Here is a 13,310-nt window from a genome sequence, read left to right on the forward strand (position 1 = left end):
TTGGAATCGCCTGAGATCGGGTGAGATCTAGGGTCGGGAATGGCCTACGGCTCACCCGCGCCCTCGGAAAGCAGAGCTAGAGGAGAGGCAACCGAAACAGGCGAGCGGCATTTTGGCTGGTTTCTTCTGCCAGTTTTTCCGGCGGGATTCCCAACAGCTCCGCCAAGGTTTGGGCCACCCGCTGCACATAGGCCGGCTCATTGCGTTTGCCGCGGAAGGGGGTGGGAGCCAGAAAAGGGCAATCGGTTTCCACCAAAAGCTGGGATAGGGGCACCTCCAAGGCCGACCAGCGGACAGTCTCGGCATTTTTGAAAGTGACAATGCCGCTGAAGCTAATGAAGCAGCCCAGCTCGACAAACAGCCGCGTCTCCTCCGGGGATCCGCTCCAGCAATGCATCACCGCCCGCACTGGCCCCCCCGTGGCCATGGCCTCCTTGAGGATGGCGTAGGTGGCTGCTGCCGCCTCGCGGCAATGGACGATCAACGCCAGATCCTGCGCTTGGGCAATGGCAATCTGGGCCCAGAAGGATTCTTTTTGCCGCTCGATATCCGCCGGGTTGGACTTGTAGAAATCCAGGCCCGTCTCCCCGATAGCCACCACTCGCTCGTCGCTGGCGGCCAGGTGGGCGATCTTTTCGGCCAAATCGGGCTGCCACTGGCCCGCCTCCAAAGGGTGCAGCCCCACCGACAAAAATACTTCCGGATACTGGTCGGCAATGGCCTGCAACTGGGGGAATTCTGCCGGTGTTACACAAGAATGCACCAAACGCCGGATCCCCGTCTGACGCCAGCGCTCGGCCACTTGGGGCAGATCCGCGGCAAAATCGGGGTAGTTGAGGTGGACGTGAGTATCCACCAAAGGAGCAGCAGGTAAGACGGCGGTGCTCAAGGCTCAGCTCCCCAACAATCGTGTTGCCAACCTTATCCAATTGTAAAAGCTGTCCCCGGCCTGCTTGGGATCCCTTCCGGCGCTCCCGTTTGCCGGCGAGATCCCCTTGCGACGGCTCCTGGGGGGGCAGGATGATCCACAATGATTGAGGAAACCTTACGCTGGAGGTTTGTTATGGCCCGTACCCCCTCAACCATGCTGCCTTTGGGCACCCCAGCCCCTGACTTCAGCCTACCGGATGTGGTGAGCGGCAAAACCATCTCTCTGGCCAGCTTTGACGACAAGCCCGCCCTGCTGGTGATGTTCATCTGCCAGCACTGCCCTTACGTGAAGCACGTGCAAGAGGAGCTGGCTCGTTTGGGCAAGGACTACCAAGATCGCGGCGTTGGCATTGTGGCCATCAGCGCCAACGATGTGGAGAAATACCCGGATGACAGCCCAGAGAACTTGAAGAAGATGGCCGAGACCTTGGGCTTTACCTTCCCCTTCTGTTACGACGAAAGCCAAGAGGTGGCCAAAGCCTTCACCGCTGCCTGCACCCCTGACTTTTTCCTGTTCGACGCGGATCGCAAGTTGGTCTATCGTGGTCAACTGGACGACAGCCGTCCCAGCCTGACCGATGTGCCGGTGACGGGCAAAGATTTGCGGGCGGCGCTGGATAACCTTCTGGCCGGCAAGCCCATCGATCCCGACCAAAAGCCCAGCCTGGGCTGCAACATCAAGTGGAAACCCGGCAATGAGCCTGCTTATTTCGCTGGGTAGATCCCGCTTTTTTGAATCGCGGCCAGGGCCTGTCGATGCAAGCTGGGGTTGGCTGCCGCCAACACTTCTCCCGTGGAGGTGCGGGTTAAGGGATCCCCTCGCCAATCGGTAATCACGCCACCGGATCCCTCAATCACCGGCACAAGGGCAGCAAAATCGTAGAGGGCAAGGCCACACTCCATCACCAGATCCACACAGCCGCTGGCCAGCAGGCCGTACTGGTAGCCATCGCCCCCATAGGAGGTAATGTGAACTGCTTGGCTGAGCCCCTGGAAGCACCGTTGTTGGTCGGGTTGGGTGAACAAATCAGGGGTGGTACAGCTCAAGTAGGCGCGGCTGAGGTCGGTATTGGCCTTGGTTTGAGCAGCCTGTCGGTGAGAGGGGGTTATCCATTGAGTGGGCTGTCCCCGTACCCCCAGCCAGCGTTCGCGCAACACCGGCTGATCGATGATGCCCAAAATGGGGCGGTCTTCTTCCAAGAGGGCAATCAGAGTAGCAAAGGTGGGCTTGCCGGTGGAAAAGGCGATGGTGCCATCCAAGGGATCCAGAACCCAAGTGTAGAGGGATCCCGTCTGGTGAAAACCAAACTCTTCGCCAAGGATGCTGTGTTCTGGCACTTGGGCCATCAGCAAAGCTCGCATGGCCCACTCTGCCTCCCGGTCGGCCACCGTCACAATTGGGGAGCGGGCCTCTTTGTATTCGGCTTGCAGTTCTCCGCGAAACAGGGGGCGAATCACCGCTCCGGCAGCATCGGCCAGGGCCTGGGCCAGTTCAATCCACTCTGCCTTGACCACCTTTTGCCCACCCCATCTGCCCCTTCCCTTTCTTAGCATAGGGAAAAATTTCCTCTCGGTTTATGCGGTCTGGCTTGCTCTTAACTCCTCTGGAATGGCTTTGGACGGCGATTGGGGTCCTCCTGACCATTTTGGGCACCCTAACCCATTTGAGTTTTCCGCCCGGGCTGCCTGGGTTGGGGGGATACAGCTTTTCGCTGCAAATTGGGGGCGTGTTGCTGACGGCTTGTTTGGCGGGGCCGGTGGCGGCGGTGTGCGCCCAGATCGTCTACCTAGGGTTGGGGCTGGCAGGGCTACAGGTGTTTGCCCAAGGGGGAGGGTGGCAGTACCTATACCAGCCTGCCTTTGGCTACTTGCTGGGGTTTCTGCCAGGAGCCTGGGCCTGCGGGACGATCGCCTTTCGGCAACGGGATCCCTATCCACCCCCTTCTCCTCTGGCCCGCCAACGTGCTGTCGATGGGAAGCGGTTGGCAGAAGGGATCCCTGACTCCCCGGTGGGCCTCCAAGAGTTGGGATCCGGCAGCTTGGTGGCTTTGGCCTTGGTTCACCTGACCGGGATTCTCTACCTTTTGGCCACACAACCCTGGAACGAGGAGTTGCTGAGGTTGATAGGGCTTTACTCTGGCTATACTCTGCCGGGACAGATCATCGTGGCCAGCTTTGTTGCGGTGATAGCGTTGCTGTTGCGGCGCTTGCTGCTGCTCTGAAGCAAGGGAATCAACTCTGCGCAAAGGCCCATGCAGATTTGGGTCGTGGCGCATCTTTTCTCAGGCTGTGGAGGCAGAAAGTAGCTTAGAGCCGTGCTAACGGCAGTCCCTGAGGGGAGTGTAGATTCTAGTCAGGTCTTGTAAGGATTGACGGGTTTGCGTGAGGAACTGAGGGATGCAACGTACTGCTCTCACCCTTTTGGCCACCGGCTTTTTGGCCACTGGGCTGGCTGCCTGTGGAGATGGCGGCAGCTCAGGGGGCTCGATCCTGCCCCCACCCCAAGGCCCAACGGTTTCGTTTATCAATGCGCCCACCTCGGTGCGGGTGGGCACCTCCACGCCGGCTTTTACGGTGCAGGTGAGTGTGCCGGGTGGTGCTCGTCCAACGCAGTTCATCGAGCTGGAAACTTTCAACCCCAGTGGCGTGCGCGTGCAAAGGGAATTCTTCAGCCCACAGCAGGCCGGCTGTAACCCTGGGGCCACCTTTTGTAGCTTCAGTACCGACTTCCGCGTTGCCCTCGGGGATCCCATCGGCGTTTGGCAGTTCCGGATTACCGCGTTTGACCAACAGAATCGCTCCGGATCCCAGACATTGCTGATTACCGCCTTCCAGTGAGCCAGCCGAGTTGCCAGCTTTGAGGCGAGGCCATTCACTCCAGAGGGGAATGGCCGCCACAGGTCGTGCCAGCGGAACGGAGTTGCAACAAGACTGAATCTCGCTCACCGCTGCTGCAACCCATGACCAGCAGCAACTTTGTCGCTACCCCGCCAGCAGGAGCTCCCTGGGCATCCGTTCTCCCATAGCTAGGGCAACCAGCAAGGTTCGGCAAAAACAGGGCCAGAGGCATGCTCCCTCAAGCGATGAGCCAGTTATCACTGGAGTTCGCAAGCTGCCCAAGGCGGGATCCCCTACTCCAGGTCTCGACGGTTGGGGTTGCGGGAGGGGTCGTTGCTCAAAAAACCAAACACAAAAAGCCCCACAAAAAAGATGACAACCGCGTAAACAGAGATTTTCAGTAACAGCATAGTTTCAGCAACCCGTTTCCGACTGAGTGAACTGATGAAGCGATAAGGCAATCGTAAAACAAGGGTGAACCACCCCAGAGAGGGGATCCCGTCAAACCTGAGACCCCGCAAAACTTCTTCACAACATCATACCTCTCAGAGGGCCTTTTTCCCGCAAATGGCCCCAGTCTCCCCCCGAGAGATCCTTTCATCCCATCCTCAGAAAAGGCTGCAAAGCCCGGCATGTCGGGGATCCCCGGCAAGAGCAGAGATTGTTAAGAAATATGCTGGGCTGGAAACAAAGATTGCAACTCCTCAGCGGCGGCAGCGCTCGCGGGCGACTGGGACATAGGAAGATAGGATTTGTGGCTTTGCCGGGTCTTGCCGGACGTGTGTTGGATTTGCCCATGCCTTTTGATCGGTTAGGTGACTTAGAGGCTCTGGATGGGCGGTCGGAAACTCAGCCGCAAACTGCGTCGGGGATCTATCGGCCTCAGGAGTTGCCGCTTTCCGATGGGATCCCGGCTTTTCTGCACCACTGGCCCCAGGGATCCCCTTGTGGACGGGTGTTGCTTTTGCACGGCAAAGGGGATCACGGCGGCGGGTTTTGCCCTTTGGCCGGCGAGTTGGCTGCTCAAGGGTGGGAGGTTTTGGCTCCCGACATGCGGGGATTTGGTCGCTCCGGCGGGATCCGCTGCTGGATCGACCGTTTCAGCCAATATCAAGCCGATCTGGAGAGGATCACGCAGCAGGTCTGGCCGCAGAAAGGGATCCCGCAGATCTGGTGCGGGTACAGCGCGGGGGCCAACTGGGTTACGGAATATGCCCTTGCCCATCCCGACCAAGTGCAGGGCCTGGTTCTCATCTCTCCGGCTTTTCGCATCGACCACTATTTCACCCCTTTTACCCACGCCCTTCTGCAAGTTTTGGACAGGGTTATTCCCCAGTTGGCCTTGACCGGCCTCTACGAGCCAGCGCGGGTGACTTCCCTACCCGAGCAGCAAGCCGCCTTTGCGGCGGATCCCCACATGTGTGGTGTAACGCGGGCCAGATTCACAGCCGAACTGGTGCGCAGTGGACAGCGCTGCCTCGACCAAGCCCATCGGCTCCGCCTGCCGGTTTTGCTGCTTTACACCTCTGCCGATATCGTCGTCAATCCTGCCGGAGCTGTGGATTTTGCCCGTCGGCTGCCCCAGGGAGAGATCCACGATTTTCCCCGGTCGCGCCACGATCTTTTGCACGACTGCCAAGCCGAAGCGGTAAAAGAGACCCTTCGCCGCTGGCTGGCTCGGCATTTTCCCTCTGCCCCGGATGTCGCCCCTCGCCGGACGACCAGCTCAGCCCCTACCGACCTCATGGCAAAATAGAAACGCCCTCTTTCCTGCTGCTCCCATGAGCCAAGACCTGATCTACCGTCCCCGTCGGCTGCGGCGCACAGAGGCCTTCCGCCAGATGGTGCAGGAAACCCACCTGCGGGTGCAGGATCTGATCTATCCCCTGTTTGTCATGGAGGGGGAGAACCAGCGGCAGGAAGTGGAGTCGATGCCCGGCTGCTACCGCTACACCCTAGACCTGCTGCTAAAGGAGGTGGAAGAAGCCGCTCAACTGGGGATCCCGGCGGTGGCCCTGTTCCCGGTGGTGCCGGAAGAGAAAAAGGATCCCACCGGGCAGGAGTGCTTCAACCCAGAGGGCTTGATCCAGCGGGCGGTGCGGCGGATTAAACAGGAAATTCCCGAGATTTTGGTGGTAACCGATGTGGCTTTGGATCCTTACAACAGCGACGGCCACGACGGCATTGTGCGGGATGGGGTGATCCTCAACGACGAGACGGTGGAAGTTTTGGTCAAGCAAGCCCTCTCCCAAGCAGAGGCGGGAACCGACATTGTGGCCCCCTCGGACATGATGGACGGTCGCGTCGGCGCCATTCGGGAGGCCCTGGACGACCAAGGCTATACCGATGTGGCGATCCTGGCCTATTCTGCCAAATATGCCTCTGCCTTCTACGGCCCCTTCCGCGATGCCCTGGGATCCGCGCCCAAATCCGGAGACAAAAAAACCTACCAAATGGATCCCGCCAATGCTCGGGAAGCCATCAAAGAGGTGGAGCTGGACGAGGCCGAGGGGGCGGACATGGTGATGGTGAAGCCGGCCCTGGCCTACCTGGACATCATCTACCGAGTTAAGGAATCGACGGATCTGCCCGTGGCTGCCTACAACGTCAGCGGCGAGTACGCCATGATCAAAGCCGCCGAACAAAAAGGCTGGATCGACGGCAAAAAAGTGATGATGGAATCGCTGCTGGCCATGAAGCGGGCCGGTGCCGATATCATCCTCACCTACTTTGCCAAAGAGGTGGCCTTGCTTCTCAAACAAGCCTAGGCAGAGGCAGCCTACGGCCTGGCAGACGGCTGGGTGGACTGCCCGATCCAGGAAGGGTGGGTGTTCTTCTCGTCGTCCGCCACCCAGGTACTGGGATCCACCAAACGCACCTGAATTTGATTGCGTGGCACCCGATTCAGCCGTTCCTTGATCAGGGCCTCCTGCTGCAAGGGATCCATACCTCGATCCACCCCCTCCTGCAGCCGAGAAATCCGAGTGGACAAGACCTCGATATGCCGCTCCAGAACCTGGAGCCGGTGGTGCTGAGCCAACTGCACCGGCAAGAGGCGATACAAACCACTGAGGGCAGCCGCCGTAAACAAGACATTCACCCCGATGTGACAGGCCATCTCCCAGACTTGAGGCTCGTGGCCAGGTTCTTGCCGTCCGCGCCGGCGGGAGCGCTGGACAGGGATCGTCCGCCGACCGGAAATTGGGAGAGAGGAGGGAAACCCTGCCCGAACCAGGGATCCCTGCCCTTGGGAGCGATGCACTCGTGGAGCAACAGAGATGTCCAGCCGCGGCCCAGCAACCTGCTCTGCACGCATAGACACGTGGCGAGCCGGGGTACGGGAAGAAGACTTGGGTGTCACGGGTGAAGGGAAGAAAATAGGGGGACGATGAACCACCTCTGCTGCCAAGAAGCGCAGCTAGGGCCTATTGAAGCCGATTTTTCCAGGTGTGTCAGGCTTTGCCGCAAAACATTTTTATTCTTGGGCTTTCTTGGGCTCTGCCACTTCGCCAAGCTCAGCAAACGGATGGCGGGATCCCAGGCAATGGCCAACGCGGGGCAGGAAACGCGCTAGGCTAGAGGTTCGAATAGCGGAAAGGCTCTGCACCGTTCAAAGGACAAGGGCGGCACAGGGCTTGTGCAGATGCAAGTCGGATCCACATCATGCGCATTGTCATCACGGGTGGAAGTGGTTTTATCGGGCGTCGCTTGGTGGCCCGTCTGCTGGAGCAAGGGGATCAGGTTTTGGTCTTGACCCGCCGCCTGGAGCAGGCCCGCCGCATTTTGGGGGAATCCCCCAACCTCAAGCTGCTGCCCTACGATCCCTACCAACCGCAAGCCTGGGCAGCCGCCTTGGAAGGGTACGAGGGGATAGTCAACTTGGCCGGAGAGCCTTTGGCATCTTCTCGCTGGACAGAGACCAAGAAAAAAGAAATCCGTCGTAGCCGTGTGGAAACCACCCAGGCCCTTGTCCAAGCCCTCGCCTCCCTCAACCAAAAGCCCCAGGTGGTGATCAGCAGCTCGGCGGTGGGTTACTACGGATCCCATCCGGCAGGAGAACCCTTAACAGAGACGGATCCCCCGGCCCAAGATTTTCTGGCAGAAGTCTGTCAGGCCTGGGAAGCTGCCGCCCGGCCGGTTGAGGAATTGGGGATCCGTTTGGCCATCCTGCGCACGGGGATTGTGTTGGGGCCGGATGGAGGAGCGCTGGGGCAGATGTTGGCTCCCTTCCAATTTTTTATCGGCGGAACGATCGGCTCCGGCAAACAATGGCTGTCCTGGATCCACCGCGAGGATTGGGTGAGCTTGGTCTGCTTCCTGCTGGAGCAGGGATCCGGAGTGTTCAACGCCACCGCTCCCAACCCGGTGCAGATGGAAGAGTTTTGCCGAACCTTAGGCCAGGTCTTGGGTCGCCCCTCTTGGTTGCCTGTGCCGGAGCTGGCGTTGGAACTGCTGTTGGGCGAGGCAGCTCAAGTGGTTTTGACGGGGCAGAAAGTGATCCCGCAAGCGGCTTTGCAGATGGGCTTTACCTTCCAGTACCCACAACTGAAAGAGGCATTACGACAGATCCTCCTGATACATTTACGCTGAACACTGCTGAACATCACTGTTCAACTATGCAGCGATAGCATTCTGTTTGTTTCCAAACAGAATGGCGGTATCCCGCAAAGCTTTGAGTAGAATACCCAAAGCGCAGCTTCCGTGTCGTCTTACTACCAATTTTCTGCTTTGCTTTGGCTACCATGTTGGCAGACTCGAAAGTAAACAGAAAGATCAACTGGTAGTAATCCGTACTGAACATATTATACATTATTTTCAGTATAGTTGAGCTTATCATTGACTAGAGTCATGCTCCCCCGCTGACTTCTCTCTACGCCAATTATTCTTCCGTGAAATCGGCTTCCATCACCCCTGAAGCAGAGCTGGGATCAGGGCTGGCAGCCGCAGTGGGTGCCGGAGCCGGTCGCGATGCCTGGGGCACTTGCACAATTTGGGGAGTAAAGATGAATAGGTTGTACACCGTGTTGCGGCGGATGTTGTCCATCATCTCCAGGAACAGCTCGTAGCCCTCGTTCTTGTACTCGATCAGGGGATCCTTCTGGCCGTAGCCTCGCAGGCCCACAGCTTCCCGCAGCGCCTCCATCTGCTGCAGGTGCTCCCGCCAGAGGGTGTCCACCTGTTGCAACAGGAAAAAGCGCTCCGCCTTCCGCATCAAACCGGGCTCAAAGGTATCCAGAAAAGCCTCTTTGGCCTCATAGGCCAGTTCTGCCTGCTTGATCAGGTAGTCCAAGATCTGCTCGTAGGAGAGATCCTGCAGGTCTTCAACCTTGAGGTTTTGCTTCAGGAGCGGCACAAACTCCTGCATCTTGGCGGTCAGCTTGTCGATTTCCCACTCTTCCGGGGGCAGCTCTGGGTTGACATGCGCTCGCACGATCTCGCCAACGGTTTTGCGCACATAGTCAAGGATCTTGGTCTTGAGGTTTTCCCCCTCCAAGATGCGCCGCCGCTCTGAGTAGATGGCCCGCCGCTGGTTGTTCATCACCTCGTCATACTCGAACACCTGCTTGCGCATGTCGAAGTAGTACACTTCCACTTTTCTCTGCGCATTCTCCAGGCTGTTGCTGAGCCACTCGTGCTCAATGGGCATGTCCTCTTCCAACCGGAGCGTGTCCATGAGCTTGGCTACCCACTCGCCACCGAAAATCTTGAGCAGGTTGTCTTCCAAGCTGAGGAAAAACCGCGAGGAGCCGGGATCCCCTTGTCGCCCGGCGCGGCCCCGCAGCTGGTTGTCGATACGGCGGGATTCATGGCGCTCCGTACCGATCACATGCAGGCCCCCCAGCCTCACCACCTCTTCGTGCTCGGCCTCAGTAATTTTTTCGTACTCGGCTTTGATGCTGTTGTAAACCTCCCGCAGTTGCAAAATTAGCGGATCCTGCACCGGCGCTTTCTCGGAAGCTACTGCGATGAGATCCTCCACCACCAGCTCTGGCAGACGGTTCAGCCCATACTTGGTCACGGCTGCTGCCACCACTTCGTCTAAAGCTTGGTTGGTGCGGGCCGACAGCTCACAGGGGTAAAAATTGGGGGAGACCACCGTCCAGGATTTTTTCGGCTTGGGTGCTGTCCCACCAAATCCCTGGCCACCCCCCCGTCCCACCATCTGAACGGATCCCAAGGGGTTGTCGGCGTCCAATTGAGCCAGCTTGGGCATCAGCCGTTCCCGCAGCTTGAGGCGGGCCATGTACTCCGCATTGCCTCCCAAGATGATGTCCGTGCCTCGACCGGCCATGTTGGTAGCAATGGTTACAGCGCCTTTTCGCCCCGCCTGGGCAATGATCTCCGCCTCCCGCTCCACGTTTTCTGGCTTGGCGTTGAGGAGGTTGTGAGGGATCCCCATTTCCTTGAGCATGGCCGAGAGGCGTTCGGATTTTTCCACGCTGGTGGTGCCCACAAGGACGGGGCGCCCCTGGGCGTGCATGTGGGCAATTTCCTCGGCAACCGCTTGCCACTTGCCCCTTTCGGTCTTGTACACCAAGTCGGGGGCATCTTTGCGGCGGATGGGTCGGTTGGTGGGGATCACCGTGACTTCTAGGTTGTAGGTTTTGCCGAACTCGGCCTCCTCAGTGCGAGCCGTGCCCGTCATGCCGGAAAGCTTGGGATAGAGCAGAAAAAGGTTTTGGTAGGTGATGGTGGCCAGGGTTTGGCTCTCGCTTTGAATCGGCACCCCCTCTTTGGCCTCCACCGCCTGGTGCAGCCCATCAGACCAGCGGCGGCCGGGGAGCACCCGCCCGGTGAACTCGTCCACGATCACCACCTCTTGATTGCGGACGATGTAGTGGACATCCTTGATGAAGAGCTCTTTGGCCTTCACCGCGTTAAAGACAAAGTGCGCCCAGGGATCCTTGGGATCAAACAGGTCAGAGACCCCCAGCAACCGCTCGGCGGCTTCAAACCCCTCGTCGGTAAGGATGACGTTGCGGGCTTTTTCATCCACCTCATAGTGTTCATCCCGGATCAGCTCCCGCGCCACCTGGGCTGCCCGCAGATATTTTTCGGAAGGACGAGCCACTTGGCCGGAGATGATCAGGGGAGTACGGGCTTCATCAATCAGGATCGAGTCCACCTCGTCGATGATGCAGTAGTTAAAGGGCCGCTGCATCACCTCTTTGATGTCGGTGGCCATGTTGTCCCGCAGGTAGTCGAAGCCCAGCTCGCTGTTGGTGCAATAGGTAATGTCGCAGTTGTAGCTGCGGCGCTTTTCTTCGGGTGACATGCCCTCTTGCACTAGACCGACCGTCAGGCCCAAGAAACGGTGCACCTGCCCCATCCACTCCGAGTCCCGACGGGCCAAGTAGCCGTTGACGGTAACAATGTGAACCCCCTTCCCAGTCAGGCCGTTCAAGTAGGCAGGCAGGGTGGCGACCAGGGTTTTCCCCTCGCCGGTTTTCATTTCGGCAATCTGGCCTTCGTGCAGCACCATGCCGCCGATGAGCTGTACGTCGTAATGGCGCAAGTTCAAGACCCGCTTGGCGGCCTCCCGCACCACGGCAAACGCCTCCGGCAAGAGATCGTCCAGAGATTCTCCTCTGTCCAAGCGCTGGCGAAACTCTGTGGTCTTGGCCTTGAGCTCCGCATCCGAAAGAGAGGCGATCTCGATCTCCAGCGAGTTGATCAGCTTGACGACAGGACGGTACTGCCGGATCTTCCGATCGTTAGGATCCCCAAGGAGCTTTTGTAGGGTTTGGAGCATGGGCAAGCCTAGGCCGATGAAGGACATTGATTGATTAACGATGCAATTCTACCATTTTGACTTGGCCGGCCAGGGAGAGGTGGGCCCAGATGAGCTGAGAGGAGAACACCAAAGCCAACCAAAGCCATCAGAATGGATGAGGAGAGCCGGCAGTTACTTGCAGTCCGCGGCAAGAAAATGTCAGTCTAGGGAAGGGATCCCGACCAAACCGTACTCTGCCGAGGCTCATGAATTTTTTGGGTGTTGGACTGCCGGAAATGTTGGTCATCTTTGCGGTGGCTCTCTTGGTTTTTGGGCCCCGCAAACTGCCGGAGATCGGTCGCACGCTGGCCAAAACCCTGCGCAGCCTGCAGGATGCTTCCAGAGAGTTCGAGGCGCAACTGAACAAAGAGGCCCAAGAGCTGGAGAAAGCCACCCGCGGGACAACGGCTGCTGCCACTCCCAAGGTTTCCCGAACAGCAGCCGCGGCTGAGCCCAAAGCCGAGTCGGTCGCCACAGCCGATACACCCACCTCAGAGATGGCTCCCCCCCCATCCGTAGCCGACGACGCTCAAACCGCAGACGCTGCTTAGTCTATGCCGCGCTTTAACCCCCTTTGCTTCGGCCTGGAAATCACGCGCCTGTTCGAGCAAGGGCAGTCCTACTTCGCTCCTGCTAAGGTGGAGACCTGGCTGCGGCAGCATGGCCAAAACCCGTCTGACTATGAGATCTCGTTTCACCAGGAACTGCCCCCTGCCGGCTCTTCTGCGGCGATGTGGATTCGCATCGACTTGAAGCGTTGGGATGACCAGCCGGTGGATCCCTGGCTATTGGAAGAGATCAACCGGGTAGATTGAGAATGGATTGCTCTTGGGGAGAGCCAGTCCCCACAAAGTTGAGGCTGTTGTCTACCGATGCCCAGTGCCACCCTGTTGGTATCTTGCCCTGATCAAAAAGGGCTGGTAGCCAAGCTCTCCAGCTTCATCTACAGCTACGGCGGCAACATCATTCACGCCGATCACCATACGGATCCCGAGGCAGGACTGTTCTTGAGCCGCATCGAGTGGGACTTGGAGGGCTTCCAACTGGAGCGAGGGGAAATTGTCCCCGCCTTTTCGGGTATTGCCCGTGGGATCCAAGCCAACTGGGAACTGCATTTTTCCGACACTCGCCGTCGCATTGCGTTGTGGGCCAGCAAGCAAAGCCACTGCCTTTTGGATCTGATCTGGCGGCAAAGGGCGGGAGAACTGCCCGCCGAGATCCCCTTGATCATCAGCAATCACCCCGACCTGGAATCGGTGGCCCGCTCCTTCGGTATCGATTACTACCACATCCCCGTTTCTCCAGAGGGCAAAGCCGCAGCCGAAGCCCGTCAGCTCGCTCTCCTGCAGGAATATCGAATTGACCTGGTGGTGTTGGCCAAGTACATGCAGGTCTTGAGTGGGTGGCTGCTCCGCCAAGCCCCGCCGGTCATCAACATTCACCATTCCACCCTGCCCGCCTTTGCCGGAGCCAACCCCTACCACCGCGCCCATCAACGGGGGGTGAAGATCATCGGCGCGACTGCCCACTATGCCACCGAAGATCTGGACGAAGGGCCGATCATCGAGCAAGACGTGGTGCGGGTCAGTCACCGCGATACCGTTGCCGACCTCGTCCGCAAAGGCCGCGACATGGAACGCCTAGTCCTGGCACGGGCAGTGCGGTATCACCTGGAGAATCGGGTGCTGGTGTACCACAACAAAACGGTGGTGTTTGCCTGATCAGCCCGCGGGCGCAGCGTCGCTCAACGGGATCCCTTTCTGGTTTC

The 13,310-nt window shown here is 58.8% G+C and carries 14 protein-coding genes; 9 read left to right on the forward strand and 5 right to left on the reverse strand.

The annotated features are described in order from the left end of the window. Window positions 1-76: 76 nt before the first annotated feature. Entirely contained in the window at window positions 77-856 is a 780-nt protein-coding gene (locus ACVWY9_RS06915; RefSeq protein WP_457387941.1) for a TatD family hydrolase, read from the reverse strand. A gap of 207 nt (window positions 857-1,063) precedes the next feature. On the opposite strand from ACVWY9_RS06915, the gene ACVWY9_RS06920 reads away from it, so the two are divergent. Continuing rightward, a complete protein-coding gene (locus ACVWY9_RS06920) occupies window positions 1,064-1,651 on the forward strand; it encodes a thioredoxin family protein (protein WP_457387891.1) in 588 nt (195 codons plus the stop codon). Here the strand turns inward: ACVWY9_RS06920 and ACVWY9_RS06925 are convergent. Further along, window positions 1,636-2,484, reverse strand: a complete 849-nt coding sequence (locus ACVWY9_RS06925; protein ID WP_457387892.1) for an inositol monophosphatase family protein — start codon at window positions 2,482-2,484, stop codon at window positions 1,636-1,638. The two genes, ACVWY9_RS06920 and ACVWY9_RS06925, sit on opposite strands and share 16 nt — an antisense overlap. 23 nt (window positions 2,485-2,507) lie before the next feature. Between ACVWY9_RS06925 and ACVWY9_RS06930 the strand changes: the two genes are divergently transcribed. Together ACVWY9_RS06930 and ACVWY9_RS06935 are read left to right on the forward strand one after the other, a co-directional pair. Then, entirely contained in the window at window positions 2,508-3,152 is a 645-nt protein-coding gene (locus tag ACVWY9_RS06930; RefSeq protein ID WP_457387893.1) for a biotin transporter BioY, read from the forward strand. A 175-nt stretch (window positions 3,153-3,327) separates the two neighbouring features. Next, a complete protein-coding gene (locus ACVWY9_RS06935) occupies window positions 3,328-3,768 on the forward strand; it encodes a hypothetical protein (protein WP_414351356.1) in 441 nt (146 codons plus the stop codon). 293 nt (window positions 3,769-4,061) lie between these two features. Here the strand turns inward: ACVWY9_RS06935 and ACVWY9_RS06940 are convergent, their stop codons facing one another. Beyond that, window positions 4,062-4,178, reverse strand: a complete 117-nt coding sequence (locus ACVWY9_RS06940) for a photosystem II reaction center protein I (protein WP_011434021.1) — start codon at window positions 4,176-4,178, stop codon at window positions 4,062-4,064. Between the two features lie 386 nt (window positions 4,179-4,564). Here ACVWY9_RS06940 and ACVWY9_RS06945 point away from each other — a divergent pair, with 386 nt between their 5' ends. Together ACVWY9_RS06945 and hemB are read left to right on the forward strand one after the other, a co-directional pair. Continuing rightward, window positions 4,565-5,524 carry an alpha/beta hydrolase gene (locus tag ACVWY9_RS06945; protein WP_457387894.1) on the forward strand — a complete coding sequence of 320 codons (960 nt, stop codon included), beginning with the start codon at window positions 4,565-4,567 and terminating at the stop codon, window positions 5,522-5,524. A 25-nt stretch (window positions 5,525-5,549) separates the two neighbouring features. Further along, window positions 5,550-6,536 carry a porphobilinogen synthase gene (hemB, locus tag ACVWY9_RS06950; protein WP_414389687.1) on the forward strand — a complete coding sequence of 329 codons (987 nt, stop codon included), beginning with the start codon at window positions 5,550-5,552 and terminating at the stop codon, window positions 6,534-6,536. A gap of 11 nt (window positions 6,537-6,547) precedes the next feature. On the opposite strand, the gene ACVWY9_RS06955 is transcribed toward hemB, so the two are convergent. Continuing rightward, entirely contained in the window at window positions 6,548-7,129 is a 582-nt protein-coding gene (locus ACVWY9_RS06955) for a slr1601 family putative cell division protein (protein ID WP_011434018.1), read from the reverse strand. 302 nt (window positions 7,130-7,431) lie between these two features. On the opposite strand from ACVWY9_RS06955, the gene thyD reads away from it, so the two are divergent. Continuing rightward, window positions 7,432-8,358: a thylakoid membrane protein ThyD gene (gene thyD / locus ACVWY9_RS06960; RefSeq protein WP_457387895.1), complete on the forward strand. Its 927-nt coding sequence runs from the start codon at window positions 7,432-7,434 to the stop codon at window positions 8,356-8,358. Window positions 8,359-8,647: 289 nt separating this feature from the next. On the opposite strand, the gene secA is transcribed toward thyD, so the two are convergent. Beyond that, a complete protein-coding gene (secA, locus tag ACVWY9_RS06965; protein ID WP_457387942.1) occupies window positions 8,648-11,521 on the reverse strand; it encodes a preprotein translocase subunit SecA in 2,874 nt (957 codons plus the stop codon). 227 nt (window positions 11,522-11,748) lie between these two features. On the opposite strand from secA, the gene ACVWY9_RS06970 reads away from it, so the two are divergent. From ACVWY9_RS06970 to purU, 3 genes are read left to right on the forward strand one after another with little or no spacing between them, the layout of a single operon-like run. Continuing rightward, window positions 11,749-12,093, forward strand: a complete 345-nt coding sequence (locus ACVWY9_RS06970; protein ID WP_457387896.1) for a TatA/E family twin arginine-targeting protein translocase — start codon at window positions 11,749-11,751, stop codon at window positions 12,091-12,093. A gap of 3 nt (window positions 12,094-12,096) precedes the next feature. After that, window positions 12,097-12,357 (forward strand): hypothetical protein, encoded by a 261-nt coding sequence (locus tag ACVWY9_RS06975; protein ID WP_457387897.1) that lies wholly within the window; start codon window positions 12,097-12,099, stop codon window positions 12,355-12,357. A gap of 57 nt (window positions 12,358-12,414) precedes the next feature. Next, the gene (gene purU, locus ACVWY9_RS06980; RefSeq protein ID WP_457387898.1) at window positions 12,415-13,263 is read left to right on the forward strand and encodes a formyltetrahydrofolate deformylase; all 849 of its coding nucleotides are present in this window, start codon (window positions 12,415-12,417) and stop codon (window positions 13,261-13,263) included. Window positions 13,264-13,310: the final 47 nt, after the last annotated feature.

It is taken from the genome of Thermostichus sp. OS-CIW-31 (assembly GCF_054060305.1).